The following is a 16,214-nucleotide window of genomic DNA, read 5'->3' as shown; positions in this document are numbered from 1 at the left end:
ACAGTGAAACTCAAACCTGATTACCTGATATATTTACTTCAACTGCCCTCTGAATTTCTCACAGCTGTTGATCTTTAAATCGAGAAGCTTCTCGATATTCATCTTTGCTGCAATTCCCTTTGGAGCACCTGCTACTGAAGTGATGACACCTATACCAAGTTCTTCTCTCAGTTCTCTCATTACATATTCATCACTGAGGTCAGCTGTGGTTACGTCAAGTTTCTTTGCAACGTAATCCTTTGCTTCTCCAATTCTCATTCCTTTTGCAAATTCCATTCTTGCAACAAGGTCACCTGCTGCTCTGATTCCGCTCATTCCGGAGGTCATTATGTGGGAGATCGGCATACCCATCGGGTCGCCGACCCCTATCTATATACCGTCCACGCCAGCAATTTCAACCATCGCCTTGCTAGCTCTTGATACAGCATCAATCGTCGGAGTCTCAAGCATTGGGATACCACCTACACCCATTCCCATGTTAACATGGCATGGCAGTGGAGAATCCTTTACAGCCTGCTTAATAAAGGTAACAGCTCTTCCAAGGTTCCAGGCTGAGCTTTTGCTGGTGTTGGTGTTTACTACAGGTCCGAAAACGTTTGCACCGGCCTTTGCAACAAGTGGAGCCTGCTGGTGTGGCCAGAGACCTGCAAGGGTAACACCATCATATTCGAGCTCACCATGCATTCCAAGAAGGAGTTCTCCTGCCATACCTGCTTCAATGTATATGTCAGGGAACTGCTTTCTCAGGGCTTCAATTGCATGAAGTGATGCATACATGTCACCGTCACCGGCAGCACCGATAGTATCGAAGTTGACACCATCGGAACCTGATGCCATCATTCTCTGCATGATCCAGACAATGTCCCTTGTAAGGTGCTCTGCAGAGTGTTCCATGGATTCCCTTGCTTCATCGATCTTGAATGCCTTCATAAGGTCACCTGGGTTCTCGAATGGTCCGTCAGGTGTGTAGTAAAGACCCATGTTAGGCATTGCACCGTAGAGAAGAGGAACTATCATGTTCTGCTGGCAGACTTCCATTGTCTGCATCTCCTGTGCGATTACAGGCTTTGCAGGCTTGTAACTGTAGTCAATGTGACCGAGTTCCATTGTGTCAGCACCAAATGCTCTCTCATGCATCATTGCACCAACAAGTCTGCTGGATGGAATACCTACACCACTGTTACCCTGATCACCATCAATTCTGATAGTACCGATATCGTGGGTTACAGGAACTTCCATACCCTGCTCAACACCTACCATCCTTGAAGGCATGGTGAGAATATCCACGAGCTTGTCTATCTCGTCTTCACTAAGATCTGGAATGTCTCCAAGGTCTGCAGCATCTGCCATACCTTCCTTAAGGTCAGCAATGATCTGCTCCTTTGTCATGGAAATGCGCTTTCCATCTCCCATTCTCAATTTATATTCTGTCATGATGATGCCTCACTTAAAGCAGAAGTTCCTTTGCCTTTACAACGGCTTCACTTGCATTTTCTGCGTAGCAGTCTGCGCCAATTTTCTCAGCCCATGCCTGCGTTGCAGGAGCACCGCCGACCATGACCTTGATACCATCTCTCATGCCTTGTTCTTTGAGCATCTCGATGACATCCTTCTGTCCCTGGAGGGTGGTTGTCATAAGTGCTGAAAGACCAACCATGTCTGCATCTGTTTCTTTTATCTTGTCGATGAAATCCTGCAGTGGAACGTCCCTGCCTATGTCATGGACCTCAAAACCTGCTGACTGGAGCATGGTTGATACAATAGATTTACCGATGTCGTGTACGTCACCTTCAACGGTACCGTTCACGATTACACCGAGTTTCTTGCTTACAGCATCCTTTGGAAGATCTGCTTCAAGAAGCTTGACACCTTCTTCCATTGCGCCTGCTGCCATCATTACGTGAGGAAGGAATAACTTACCTCTCTCAAAAAGGACACCTACTTCGTTCATTCCGGCTGCAAGACCTTTTTCGATGATCTCTGCAGGTGGAATGCCCTCTCCCTTTGCTTTCTCAACCGCTGCTGTAACAACATCTTTTTTGCATGTGACAACAGCATCTGAGAGTTCTTTGAACATTTCTTCATTGCTCATTTGTACACCTCATTGATTTTTGATAATTTTAGATAGTTCTTTTTTTGTTCTGGTTTGAATTGGGGTATAGCCCGAAGGCAAATCTGCATAGCCAGTCGATAGATATATATGTTACCTTTCAAGACACTATTTAAGTGTTACTCCTAAATTCACAGAATGTCTCGTATTTATATTTTTCTACTATATTGACATACAGAACCTTTGGGCAGTAGACTAAAATAAATATGAACAGATACAGATCCACTACAGGCATGACCATGGGATAATACCCTGTAGCTTCACTGCATCCATCTACTCAACTAACTCAAAGATTTTTCAAGTTCCTCCTCAGAACTGTGAAACGAATGTTCTCGCCTGCCAGAGTGCCAGTATTGCTACTATCAGGATGACTACCATCCATAAGATATCAGCAGCCGGCAGAGGAGAATTAGCCCAATATGCATTGTATGCTTCCATTGCAGCTTGTGTTTGTACCATTTACATCACTCCTTATACGTACATCAGACAGGCATCTGAAGCCCTTATCCTTCCAAAGTCAGTAAGCACGTATTTGTGCAGAAGGAATCCTTTTTTGTAGATACCTTCTTCATCGACCTTGGCCTCAACATCTTCGAGCATTCCACCGGATGCAAGTTCTATAATATCGAAGTTGATAGAATCCCTGTGGAAATTTCCTTTGAGGTCAGGGTACTCCTTCTGGATCTGTTCTACGATCTCATAGTTCCATTTACCACTGTTACACAATTCAAGTATCCTGAATTTAACCGGACGATTTGCCATTTTAATCACCTCTCAAAGATTCCATTTCTCCAGTATCCTCAGAGAACATTATCGTACTACCTGCAAGACACAGGAAACCTCCTACAAGAATTGTCCAGGAAGGAACATCTCCGAAGAAGAGGAAAATGAATATTACAGCAAATAGACCGTACAGATTTCCGATACCTTGTCCTCTTCCTACACCGATAAGTGGGAAGGACTTGTACCAGGCAACATAACAGAAACCAAATGTTATACCTGCAAATACCAGTACAAGCATTGTAAGTGGCTCAAATGCGAGAAGTGCGTACTTAATCATTGGGAATCCGATAATAGCAAGTAGCGGGATAGCAATGATCCACCAGATAACACCTTCACCGATGAACCTGAGTGTAAGACCAACGTCAGGCTCTGCGATATCCAGACCTTTACCTGCTATGGCACCTTCGATACCCCAGCCGGTAGCTGCCATAAGTCCGCCAAGATAACCAATCCAGAGAACGTTACCACTGCCGATCTCGGAGAGAACTCCGCCACCGAATATAGTGATACCTCCAAGGATGATAACAATAATACCAATAAAAGCACGCTTTGTTACCTTTTCACCATACCATTTAGAAGCAAGCACTGCACCTACAACAGGATACATAAGAGCTGCTACAGCTGCAAAAGCGCCTCCTACAAAACCCATGGCGATAAAAGAACCCAGAATAGCCATTGGGCCACCGAAAATAGACGCAAGGAAGAACCATTTGGAACAGGGGTGGAATTCTTTTAATGTTCTCTTCATTTCTCCGAACTTACCAAGCACACCGTTCCAGACTCCAAGAGCCAGAATAACCGTTGCCGCATTGAATGCGGTTATCAGCACAGCGACAATAACAAGTGCTACACCATCGCCATTTGATGCAGCTACTTCACCATACATCTGATCAAAAGGGTTAAGTACCCATACTGCAGTACCCGGGAGATACCACAAACCCCAGAGAACTGCACAGAAGAAAGCCCACATGAAACCATATTTGATTCTCCTCTGATGTTCTTGCTTTTTTAAAGATTGCAAATCCATATTTATACCTCCAATTTCAAACCTTCTTAACTATAATATGCCAATAGATGGCATTTTGATGATTCCGGATTTCCCGGAAGTTATACACAAAAAAAGATAGAAAACTGACAGCGCCGATCAGGCAGACAGTTGACATCTTCTTTTGAGGGTGCTATTTAACGGAACAGTCATATTCCTTAAGCACCAATTAGAGGAAGACAATAACTCCAAAAATATTGTCTTCCGGTTGTGAGGATGCCTGAAACATCCTCTCAACTCAAGTTTCTACTCTCTTCTGTCTTAGAAGAGTGCATTTATCTTTGTTACAACGTCAGTTGCGTTTTCTCCATAGATGTCTGCACCGATCTTTGTTGCCCAGTCCTGGGTTACAGGTGCACCGCCGACCATTGTCTTAACGGAATCGCGAACTCCTGCTTCCTTGAGCTGTTCTTCGATCTGTATCTGGCTGACCATTGTTGTGGTCATAAGAGCAGATGAAGCAACTACATCAGCGCTGTTTGCTTTCACAGCCTCGACATACTTGCCGATAGCTACATCCCTTCCAAGGTCTACAACCTTGAAACCAGCGATCTTGAGCATTGTTGCAACAATGTCCTTACCGATTGAGTGAATATCTCCCTCGATGGTGCCAATAACGATTGTTCCCTTGCTTGCTGTTTCTGAGCCCTTTGCTTCAAGAGCTGGTGTAAGTACAGCTACTCCTGCACTCATTGCTTCTGATGCTGCAATGACATGTGGAAGGAATACAGTACCTGCTTCGAATTGGTCACCAACTTCATTCATACCTGCAGTGAAGCCGTCCTGGATAAGATCTACTGGATCTACATCTGCATCAAGACCTTCCTGGGCTGCTTCTGATGCTGCATCTTCATCAAAGTCTAAAATTGCTGCTTTTGCTTTTGCAATAATCTCTTCTTTTGTTGCCATTTTTAAACCTCCTGTTTTACATGCTGTCCCTGAAAGCCTTGTCAGCCTTTTCTACAACTGCCTTCATATCCTTGAGCAGATCAGCATCTATTGGTTCTACTTCGTGGTTCTTCATGATGTCAACGACTTTTTCATGAGCCACTGTAGCGATGTCCTTTGAACCTGCCATTTCCCAGTCTCCGAACATAAGCCTGTCAATGAGCATTGGGCTGGATGGGAGGTCGATGTTCTGTCTTGTTGTCTTGTGTGCAAGGAAGTTGTTTCCAATACCAACCTGGTCAATGGATTCAACTGCCATGGTCTCCTCATTTACAGGGATTCCCTGCATTGCCTTCTTTGTCATGGAGATCATGTCATTATCAAGAACGAGCTGTTCAAGTGAGAATGTCATACCGAGCTCAAGCATACCTGCTCCGTACAGGGTGTTTGCACCTGCAAAGGATGGAAGAATTGTTGTCATTGTCTTCTCATGACCAGCCTGGCCATCAGGTATCTTGGCATCTGCCTACGAACCAGCAACGAATGTTGGCAGACCATAGTACTGACCGAGTTTTGCTACAGCTGCACTGATAAGACCAAGTTCAGGGGAACCTACAGGAGCAGTACCCTTCTTCAGGTCGAATGTTGTGGTAGAACTACCATACCATACTGGTGCACCTGGCTGTACCAGCTGTGCCAGAACGATACCGGAAAGTACCTCAGCGTTGTGTGTTACAAGTGTACCTGCAAGGTGTACTGGTGATGAACCGCCAGCCATTGCCATACTGAGTACGTTAACAGGTGTACCGAATTTTGCACCCTTGATGATAACCTGACATGCGTTCTCACTGAGTTCCAGTGGGCTTGTAGGACAGAGCAATGTTGAGAAGATAGGCTTCTTACGTGCTTCTTCGTCGTCTCCACCGTAGTATGCTACAGCAAGTTCCTGATAGTAGTCTACGTTCTCGCCCACAGGGTCGATGTGGTGGAAGTGCTTTGTTGTGTTCATAAGTGGTGTCAGTGTCTCGTGGACATCCTGTGCACCCTTACCTGCCCAGTCCCTTGCGGAAACTGCAAGTGAATAATAGTTGATGTTCTCTGCCCAGTCACAGATCTTTGCTGTATCTGCTACGTCCTTCTCTGTAGAGTCGACAGTAACATACTTACCTGGTCCTTCATAGTTGCACATCTTGACACCGGTACCGAAACAGGTCCAGTGTACCTTTCCTTTGTGTTCCTGCTTGGTGTTGTGCTTCTTGTCACGTCCCCAGAGGACGAATTTGGAAGGACAGTCACGAAGTGCCCTGTTGACTACAAACTCAGGAATCTTAACGATCTGTGTTTTTTCGTCGACTAAACAGCCACCTTCTTTAAAGATAGCTCTTGCTTCGGCATCAGATACCTGAATACCAGTGTTGATGAAGACATCCATTGTAGCGTAGTGAAGAGCTCTGAGATCATCTTCTGAAAAAAGCTCCAGAGTTACGCCGTCTAATGGGCTTCTACCTGGGAAATATTGTTTTACCATTTCTTAACCTCCAATTTAAATTTTAATCCGGAATACATCTAAAACATTCCGAAGGAGTGAACATGCTTAGAGCATTGTTGTTCCTGTAGAATAGGTATCATATTCATATATATAAAGTTTGCCTAATAATCTAGTATTTATATTTTGCTATTGTTGCAGATTAATAAGTAGTATATAAAGATAATCCACCCAGAGAATATAGAGAATAGTATAACAAGATTATTGATTGCTTTTTTTAACATCCAATAAAAAAATTATTGAAATACCAAATATTAGTGGTGATTGCATCATATATATAGTTTACTATGCAAGGAGCGTTGCGTATCACATATAAACATGACGGGTAAAGCACATATTGCATATAAACAAACAAAAACAACGTAAATTATGACAGATACTTTCAATTCATTGGCCTGAATTTTACAGCAAGAGTAAAGAAGATATTCACACATATAAATGTTACTCATCATCATTTTCATTTGTTATTCCATCATACAAAAAAAAGTCTTTAGATACTGTTTTTGCAATTAACGGCGTGAATGTTTTTTGCAAAAAATATATATACTTTAATTTTTGAACATTCAGCCAACTAACCAGATAATAATGGAGTTCAAGAAAATGAGTTACAGCTTAGGAATTGATGCAGGAGGAACGTATACAGATGCGGTTCTTTTAAAAGATGAAGATAACACAATAACCCAGTCAAACAAAGCCCTGACAAGCTACCCCGACCCACTGGAAGGAATAACAAAAGCTATGGACGGACTGGATCCCGTTTGTCTGAAGGATGTTAAAGTAGTTTCAGTATCCACAACACTTTCGACTAACAGTATACTCGAGGGAACCGGTTCCCCGGTAGCCCTGATACTCATAGGAAATTACGATATAAAGCAGGAACTACCTACACAACATTTCCTGAAAGTGAAAGGAGGACATGACCATAACGGGATAGAAACTGATACCCTTGAAGAAGAAGCTATAAGGAAATTTGCTCTCAGTGTCAAAGATAAAGTTTCAGCCTTTGCAATTTCATCATATTTTAGTGTCAGAAACCATGACCATGAACTCCGCGCAAAAGATATTATAATGGAAAACACCGGCCTTCCAGTTATCTGCAGCTATGAACTTTCCCAGGATCTTGGTGCATTTGAAAGAGCAGTTACAGCTTTTCTGAACGCACAGTTAATACCTGTAACTGAGAGATTCATGACAACAGTAGAAGCCGAAATAAAATCCAGAGGAATTGATGCAAAAGTATTCATGCTCAAATGTGATGGTTCGGTCATTGGCATACAGAGTGCCCTTAAAAAACCAATAGAATCCATATTTTCAGGACCAGCAGGAAGTCTTGTAGGTGCCTCTTTCCTCGCAGATGAAGAGACATGTGCCGTTATAGACGTTGGAGGTACGAGCACCGATATTTCAGTGATCTACAATGGAGTTCCTGAAATGAGTGATTCAGGTGCAGTTGTAGGAGGATGGAAAACAAGGGTTAAAGCCATAAAAATGGAAACCTCTGCAATGGGAGGCGATAGTCATGTATGGGTCAAAGGAGCAAATATCAATATAGGTCCAAGAAGGGTTATTCCTCTATGCAGGGCTGCTGTACTTTATCCTGATTTCCTTGAGCAGCTCAGAGCAAATCCGATGCCATCAAAAATGAAGATTGGGGTCAACTACCAGCCAACTAAATTCTATTTAAGGACAGACTATGAAGCATTTGAAGCAAGCCCGGAGGAACAAGAAGTTCTTGAAGCTGTTAAAAAGGAACCAACATCCACAACAGAGATATTTAATCGCATTAAAAAATTTCCTGCAAGCAAGATATTTGACAGTCTCATACAAAAAAGATTACTGCAACCAATTGGTTTCACACTGACGGATGCCCTTCATGTACTTGGAGAATACACTGAAAGGAATGTTGAAGCTGCAAATGTCGGTGCAAACATGCTTGGGTCACTGGTTGGAATGGAAAAGTATGAATTTGCCCGGCATATCAAGAGAGAATTTGCAAAGAACATGGCATGTGACCTCGTATCATTCTTCTTTGATGGGGTTGAAAAATCGGAGATCAGGAAAATGTTCGATATCCAGTCACCTGCAAAGTTTAAGATAGAAGTACCTGTAGTGCTGATAGGCGGTCCTGTTTCTGCGTTTGTTGAAGAAATGCAGGAAATACTGGATGCCAGAATAATCCTGCCTGAATATTCAAGTGTTGGAAATGCTGCCGGTGCATTGGCTGCTAAGGGAATTCGCAGATTCGAGGTTCTCATCAGACCTGCATCCATGGCTGCTCCTGACTGGGAATTCCTTGTGTTCTCTGAACATGGAAAGAACAATTTCTATGAATACCAGGAAGCTCTGGACTATGCTGTGAACCTTGGCGAAAGTACTGTGCTTAGTTATATGAAAGAAGCAGGACTTGACCCGAGCCATATAAAGATCGATATCAAAAAAGAAGAGGTCATCCCAATGGGATGGAAAACACCTATGGAAACAAAACTTGTAGTCCTTGGTGTTGGTAACAGGGATGACAGCCTGGATTGCTGTTAATTCCCGGGCTCTTTTACAGGGGTGGATATGGAAATAAGGACATCCTGTCCTCCCCAGTCACCAATAGTGAATTTAGATTTTACAGGTACAACAATATCTTCTTTGCTTATCAGTGGAATGTCACATGTAGATAACTTTCCTGCCATAATCTCATCCAACGTAGACAGGACTTCATTTTCCCAGTCTTGCGGATAAAGCATAAGGAAATCTTTCATTTCAAGGTCCCGTGGGGAATATTTCAGGATATCAATTAATGTTTCATTAATATGGAGAATCCGCCCTTCCAGATCCATAATAAAAACGATCTCATCAAGAGCATCCAGCAGGGAATTCATATTGTTCTTGCTTTTTTGGGCACCTGAATCCTTTTTCATCCTGGAGATAATGATACCAACCTGATTGGCTATGGTTTCAACAAGATTTCGTGAATTTGCAGGGATCTCAAGCTCAGAATGGGATCCCAGTACAATAGCTGCAACCAGTCTCTCATTGAACTTGACTGGTATGAATGCCATCGCCTGCAGACCTTCAAAATCAAGGTTTACAGAGGGCATCATCATATTGATCTCTGAAAAATACTTGTACACAGGAAAACCTGTGGTAAAAAGGCGTGCCATAAGTGTATTCGGACCAAAATGTGCCAGAGAATCTACAAAATCTTCCGAGAGGCCTCTGTAAGAGATAGCTTCAAAATCCCCTGTCACTTCGTCCACAACATACATTATACCAGAATCAATAGCCTTGGCCTCAAGAGTGAAATCAAGTAACTTCTCAAAAGTCTCCTCGAGTCCTCCTGTATCACCAAGTACGTTATCCAGATCACATTCTATGCGTATGAAATTATTGGCCTGTTTACGTTCCGTTATATCAACAATTATACCCTGAAGATAATCCACAATCCCTCTTTCATCATAATGAAGCATTGTCCTTTCATCCACCCACCTCACATCTCCTGATTTGGTAAGTATCCTGTACTCCTGGCTGAAATCTGAAAAACCTTCTGTTGATGCCCTTTCTACTTCATTCCTTACCCTCTGTAGATCTGATGGATGGATTATGTCACCATAGATTATTTTTCCTGAGATAAAATCATTAACAGTATAGCCAAACTGTTCAATATTCTCGGATACGAATTCAACAGGCCAGTCCTGTTCAGGCTTCCACAGGAAAACAATAGCAGGACTTGAACTCATAATAGATTCAAGCACCCTGCGCATCCTTAATGCTTCATACAGAACCTCATTTGTGTTCTTGTACTGCACAAGTTTCCACATTCCTTCCATAAGAAGTGTCAGCTGACGGACATCGGACTCATCATAGTCCTTTGACTTGTTGGCAACACTGGCAACTGCCACTATCTGCTCATTCTCGAACACAGGAACCGTGATATGCCTGACCATACGCTCTTTTCTGCCAGGATAGATCTCATCAACATTGTCAGAATTATACTGGGTATTTACTATTACAGGTCTCCTTTCACGTATAGCTTCGCCCCAGAAACCTGTTGACTTTACAGGATGAACAAAAGGTTCTTCATTCCCTGACAAACCTGTCTCAATATAACTGGGCCAGTGGTAAGTTTCCAGTACATTCTCATCCTCGTTCAGGAATTCAAGATAACCTGTAGTGCTGTTGGTAAGCTCGGCAGCTTTCTGAATTGCATATTCTGCAATTTCATTCATGGGATAATCCTGCATCTGATATAGTTTCAACAAGGCCTCAAGTCGCATCTCATTAAGAGCCAGCAGTTCTTTTGCCTCCTTATTGGTGGCCATATCTTCAAGTATACCTATACCACCAAGCAAAGAACCATCATCATCCATCACAGGAGCGAAACTTGCCTTTAAAGTCATCTCCTTCCCGCTTATACTGGAAACATATGTACCTTCATAAAAACCGGGGTTACCAAGGAAAACAACATCAACAGCACTTTTAAGCCTGTCATCATTGAGAGATGAAAGTACGCTGAAACCGACTATTTTCTTCACAGGGGCACCGATAATGTTGGAAAAGCTTTTGTTACAATGAGTGATTATCCCGTTCTCATCAAAGTAAATAATCCCTACCGGGGACCTTTCAAATATTATCTGGTATTTTTTACCGGTTTCCAGAAGAGCACGTTCCGTTTTTTCAAGTTCAGTATTATCAATTATGATACCCTGGAAATGGGTTATATTCCCTTCTTCATCCCTTTTAATAAAGGATCTTTCAGTAACCCAGCGTATTTCATCTGAACTTGTCAGAAGACGGTAGTTAAGAGAAAAATAAGATGTGTTCTTTTTTTCAGAATGCTTTTTTACCTCAAGATGTATCCTGTCAAGATCATCAGGGTGAACAATGTCACCATATACCATTTTTCCTGAAAGGAATTCATCAGGTGAATATCCAAGCTGGGTAATATTCCCGGAAACATACTCTACAGGCCAGTAACCTTCTGCTTTCCAGATAAAAGAAATGACAGGACTGCTGTTGTAAACTGCTTCAAGCCTTTTGTCTGTTAAAACAGTATCGTGAACACTTATATTCTGAACTTTACTATCCCCGGATTCTTTTTTGTCTGATATATGTATCACGCCCAAACTTGCATTTATTCACTTTCATGCTGCTTCGATGGAGAGGAGCTCAAAATTAAAGTGTATTTATGAGTCAAATATGATCCAAATTAGCTCTGACATTGGAAGTAGCTTGTAGTATATAATGTTACCGATAGAAGAGTACGGGCCATGATATATAAACTTTGTGTAAAGATATAAAGGCATAGCAATAGATAACAGTCAACAGGCAACATATTAACAAAAAAGAAAACACCTACACACAAAATATATATAGTCCATCCCAGGCAGTTGATTTTTTTCTCAAAAGCAGAAAACAGCCAAAAACGAAAGTAAGATTTTAATAATACCTCATTTCCCTCAAATTTACAAAAAACGAAATATCAAGTACATATATCTTTCCCTCACTAATTACAAAAGCATTATTATTTATGAATATAAAAAAACGAGTTCAATAGGCCCATTATAAAATAAATTCTAAAGAATAAATCGATAAAAGATGGAGAAAAATATAAGTAATAGGAAATTCATAATTATATATTGGGATTACACAAGTCGCCTTGATTTGTGATGGGTCTACACCACAGTATTAATCCCTGTGGAAATTCTACCTCCTTCAATTGCTCCTTGGTTTTAACTCCACTAAAACTATAAGGAGCAGGAATTTCCTATAAATTTTAGTTGATTTTTGAGGTAGACATATGCTAAAAAGAATGATTAGTGATAGACTTTGTTTCCCTGTCCTTCCTTTCCAGAGCCTGAATATTCTTTTTGAAAAGAAGATATTTTATTATAACATCACCTGGGAGATATTCTGATGTAGTATAGCCTTGGAATAGATGCCGGAGGCACCTATACTGATGCTGTTATGATAAGGGACTCTGATGGCAGCATAATAGATTCGAATAAATCCCTGACCACATATCCTGATCTCATGAAAGGTATAAGAAATACCCTTGACGGACTGGACCAGCATCTGCTTGAAAAAGTCTGTTATGTATCTGTTTCTACAACCCTTGCGACTAACAGCGTACTTGAAAAAACAGGCTACCCTGTGGCTCTGATCCTTGCAAATAACACGGACATACCCAACAGATCAAAAATTGAGCATTTCATACTTGTAAAAGGAGGGCATAACAGTGCCGGAAACGAAGTCTGTCCTCTTGACTTAGATTCTGTACGGGATTTTGTACTCAGGGTCAAAGAAAAAGTTTCAGCTTTTGCAATATCATCATACTTCAGCGTCCGGAATCCTGAACATGAACTGAGAATCAAGGAACTTATAGCAGAACTCAGCGGACTTCCAGTTGTTTGTAGTCACGAACTTTCACAGGATCTTGGGGCATACGAAAGAGGAGTCACTGCATACCTGAATGCAAGACTCATACCTATATCAAGTCATTTTATGGAAGCAGTCAGTTCCGAGATAAAAAGAAGGAATATTGATGCAAAACTCATGATGCTCAAATGTGATGGCTCTGTGGTAGGAATAAGTGAAGCCCTGAAAAAACCCATTGAATCCGTATTCTCAGGACCTGCTGCAAGTTTAGTGGGAGCAGCATATCTCTCAGGAACTGAGAATTGCGTTGTCATAGATGTTGGGGGGACCAGTACCGATGTATCACTAATACACAGAGGAGTCCCTGAACTAACTGAAACCGGTGCCGTAGTGGGTGGATGGCAGACAAAGGTCAAAGCCATACGTATGGAAACATCTGCAATGGGAGGAGATAGTCATGTATGGGTCAGAAATCATGTAGTCCATATCGGTCCTCGCAGGGTAATTCCACTCTGTCTTGCAGCTGTCGAGCATCCGGAGATAATCGAAAAACTGCAACAGAATCAGGTTATTCTCCGTAACCAGATAGGAGAGAATCTACAGCCTACAAAGTTCTTTGTAAGATCAGGACTGGAATTATCGGATATCAGCGCTGCGGAAGAGGAATTACTCTTAAGGATAGGAGACAGACCCCTTACTGTTAGTGAGATTTACTGGAACGAGAACAGACTTCCGAGTCCAGGTACATTAGACCTGCTCATACAGAAAAGACTTATCAAGGCAATTGGATTCACACCCACAGATGCTCTTCATGTTCTTGGAGAATACACCCAATGGAACAGAAAAGCCTCAGTTCTTGGAGCTGGCATACTGGCAGCACTTTCAGGGACAGATGAAGATGAATTTTGCCTGCAGATTAAAAAGGATGTGGCTAGGAACATGGCACTGAACCTTGTCTCATTTTTGCTTGAAGATGTCAGCACGGAAGAGATAGAAAAAATCCTCAGAGGAAAATTCTTTGCAGGATTCAAGATTGAGCTTCCGGTTGTCCTGCTGGGAGGTCCTGTTAAAGCCTATGAAAAGGAACTTGCAGAATTCATAGACGCAGAAATAATAGTACCAGATTATTGTAGCGTTGGAAATGCCGTTGGGGCAGTTGCAGGAAAAGGTGCAAAGAAACTTGAGGTTCTGATCAAAGCCAACTATACAGAATCGAAATACAATCTGAAAACATCATCTTTTGTTACTTTCTTCCCGGGAGGCAGGGAAGAATTCACATCATATAACGAAGCCCTTGAATTCGGAGAAGAGATAGGCAGCAAGCTCATAATGAATTATATGAGCGATGCGGGTCTGGATACAACGGAGGTTAGCATCGATATGCATCGCAATGATATCATTACGCACGAAGGGGGGCTTCCTGTGGAAACACGGCTCACGTTCTCCGGAATAGGTGAGGCAGGAAAGAACAGGAAAATGGAGGTAGAATAATGCAGTACAGTCTTGGAATAGATGCCGGTGGGACATACACCGATGCAGTCATTGTCAGAGATTCAGACAGGAAGGTTGTTGATTCAAACAAAGCACTCACAACCTATCCAGACCTACTGACAGGCATAGAGAATGCAATTGACGGACTTGACAGCAAGTACATGCCTGATGTCAAACTTGTTTCAGTATCAACAACATTGGCAACCAATACAATACTTGAGAAAACAGGTTATCCGGTTGCTCTCATTCTGATAGGTAAACATACACTTCCCGCAAATATACCAATTGATACTTTCACCGTGGTAAAAGGTGGACACAACGTAGCCGGGCTGGAAGATGATATCCTGGATATTGAAGCTGTCAGGGAATATGCCCTGAAAATCAAGGACAAAGTCTCAGCTTTTGCAGTTTCCTCATATTTCAGTATACGTAATCCTGAACATGAAACAAAAGTGAGAGATATGCTAACAGAGTTGACCGGACTCCCTATAGTCTGCGGACACGAACTTTCACAGGACCTAGGTGCATACGAAAGAGGTGTCACCGCATACCTGAACGCACAACTGCTTCCGATAGCAGACCAGTTCATACATGCAATACTGACTGATATCAAAAAGCGTGGCATTAATGCAAAACTCATGATGCTCAAATGTGATGGTTCTGTAATAGGTATCCATGAAGCCATGGAAAGACCTATAGAATCAATTTTTTCAGGGCCTGCTGCAAGTCTTATGGGTGCTTCCTTCCTTTCAGGCAATGATACATGTGCAGTCATCGATGTTGGAGGAACAAGTACTGATGTTTCACTAAATTACAATGGTTTTCCTGAACTTGTGGATACAGGAGCAGTTGTAGGCGGATGGCAGACAAAGGTAAAAGCCATACGTATGGAAACATCTGCAATGGGTGGCGATAGCCACGTCTGGATCAAGAACCGTAATGCCAACATAGGGCCTCGAAGGGTAGTTCCGCTCTGCCTTGCTGCTCTCAAGTACCCAGGGTTCATTGACCAGTTGAAATCAGGTAGAACACCTTCGAGGGTGCAGCTTGCAGAAAATGTCCAGCCAACCAAGTTCTTTGTAAAGACCGGGAAAGAAAACCCAAATCTGAGTTCATTTGAGAAAGAATTAATGAAAATAATAGGTGAGGAACCTGTTTCCCTGAACGATATATTCTGGAAGATAGGAAAACCAATATCCCCGGATAGTGTAGATTCACTGATACAGAAAAGGCTTGTGCAGGCTATTGGATTCACTCCTACTGATGTTCTTCATGTTCTGGGAGAATATACAAAGTGGGACCGTGAAGCATCACTTATTGGTGCAAAGATACTTGCAAGGCTTACGCCAATGGATGAAACTGAACTTTGCAGGCATATCAAGAAAGAAGTTGCTATCAATATGGCACTGGATCTTATGAGCTTTATGTACAGAGGAGTGTCAAAACCTGAGATTGAGAAGATGATACGCGGAGATTTCCTATCCCAGTTCAAGGTGAATGTTCCTGTGATACTACTCGGAGGGCCTGTGCATTCCTATGTTGAAGAACTCAACAAGATCCTTGCTGCCGATATCATAGTGCCTGAGCATGCAGAGGTTGGAAATGCTGTGGGAGCTCTTGTAGGAAAAGGTGTCAAAAGCATAGAGATACTTATAAAAGCATTTTACAAGAAGACAGAAAGAAGCATTCTGATGTTTTCTCCAGTGGAAAGAAGGGAGTTTATGAGCCATTCAGAAGCTCTTGAATACGCAGAGGAACATGGGAAAGAACTGATACTTGAGTACATGGAAAACGCAGGCATGAAGGCAGAAAACGTGAATATTGATATTAAAAAAGAGGAAGTAACAATGGCTGAAGAAGGAGGAGCACCCATAGAAACTAAACTCATTTTCCTGGGTACCGGGAGACCAGATACAGAAAAATGAAGACACATGTGTCTTCTTTTTATTTCCAATATAAGTATATTGTGCATTGCAAAAACAATA

9 protein-coding genes and 2 pseudogenes are annotated in these 16,214 nt (G+C 42.1%); 3 read left to right on the top strand and 8 right to left on the bottom strand.

The window, feature by feature from the left end:
- Window positions 1-33: 33 nt before the first annotated feature.
- From mtbB to mttB, 7 genes and pseudogenes are all read right to left on the bottom strand, one after another.
- Window positions 34-1,434: pseudogene (gene mtbB / locus J2746_RS08900) on the bottom strand ([dimethylamine--corrinoid protein] Co-methyltransferase).
- 13 nt (window positions 1,435-1,447) lie between these two features.
- Window positions 1,448-2,092: a dimethylamine corrinoid protein MtbC gene (mtbC, locus tag J2746_RS08895; protein ID WP_209619372.1), complete on the bottom strand. Its 645-nt coding sequence runs from the start codon at window positions 2,090-2,092 to the stop codon at window positions 1,448-1,450.
- A 327-nt stretch (window positions 2,093-2,419) separates the two neighbouring features.
- Window positions 2,420-2,569: a hypothetical protein gene (locus tag J2746_RS08890; protein WP_209619369.1), complete on the bottom strand. Its 150-nt coding sequence runs from the start codon at window positions 2,567-2,569 to the stop codon at window positions 2,420-2,422.
- A gap of 12 nt (window positions 2,570-2,581) precedes the next feature.
- The gene (locus J2746_RS08885; RefSeq protein ID WP_209619366.1) at window positions 2,582-2,872 is read right to left on the bottom strand and encodes a hypothetical protein; all 291 of its coding nucleotides are present in this window, start codon (window positions 2,870-2,872) and stop codon (window positions 2,582-2,584) included.
- Between the two features lies 1 nt (window position 2,873).
- Window positions 2,874-3,920, bottom strand: a complete 1,047-nt coding sequence (locus J2746_RS08880; protein WP_209619364.1) for an EamA family transporter — start codon at window positions 3,918-3,920, stop codon at window positions 2,874-2,876.
- A gap of 279 nt (window positions 3,921-4,199) precedes the next feature.
- Window positions 4,200-4,847, bottom strand: coding sequence for a cobalamin B12-binding domain-containing protein (locus J2746_RS08875; RefSeq protein WP_209619361.1), 648 nt, complete (start codon window positions 4,845-4,847; stop codon window positions 4,200-4,202).
- Between the two features lie 16 nt (window positions 4,848-4,863).
- Window positions 4,864-6,354, bottom strand: a pseudogene (gene mttB, locus J2746_RS08870) ([trimethylamine--corrinoid protein] Co-methyltransferase).
- A gap of 618 nt (window positions 6,355-6,972) precedes the next feature.
- Here mttB and J2746_RS08865 point away from each other — a divergent pair.
- On the top strand, window positions 6,973-8,907 hold the full coding sequence (locus J2746_RS08865) for a hydantoinase/oxoprolinase family protein (protein WP_209619358.1): 1,935 nt from the start codon (window positions 6,973-6,975) through the stop codon (window positions 8,905-8,907).
- On the opposite strand, the gene J2746_RS08860 is transcribed toward J2746_RS08865, so the two are convergent.
- The gene (locus tag J2746_RS08860) at window positions 8,904-11,480 is read right to left on the bottom strand and encodes a PAS domain-containing protein (RefSeq protein WP_342451827.1); all 2,577 of its coding nucleotides are present in this window, start codon (window positions 11,478-11,480) and stop codon (window positions 8,904-8,906) included. The genes J2746_RS08865 and J2746_RS08860 overlap by 4 nt on opposite strands.
- 814 nt (window positions 11,481-12,294) lie before the next feature.
- Between J2746_RS08860 and J2746_RS08855 the strand changes: the two genes are divergently transcribed.
- The gene (locus tag J2746_RS08855) at window positions 12,295-14,229 is read left to right on the top strand and encodes a hydantoinase/oxoprolinase family protein (protein ID WP_342451829.1); all 1,935 of its coding nucleotides are present in this window, start codon (window positions 12,295-12,297) and stop codon (window positions 14,227-14,229) included.
- Entirely contained in the window at window positions 14,229-16,154 is a 1,926-nt protein-coding gene (locus J2746_RS08850) for a hydantoinase/oxoprolinase family protein (protein ID WP_209619355.1), read from the top strand. The genes J2746_RS08855 and J2746_RS08850 overlap by 1 nt, the downstream gene beginning before the upstream one ends.
- Window positions 16,155-16,214 lie beyond the last annotated feature (60 nt).

It is taken from the genome of Methanolobus bombayensis (genome assembly GCF_017873415.1).
GTDB classification, from domain to species: Archaea; Halobacteriota; Methanosarcinia; order Methanosarcinales; family Methanosarcinaceae; genus Methanolobus; species Methanolobus bombayensis.
Note: the sequence above shows the minus strand (reverse complement) of the source record. Positions and strands in the feature narration are given on the sequence as shown.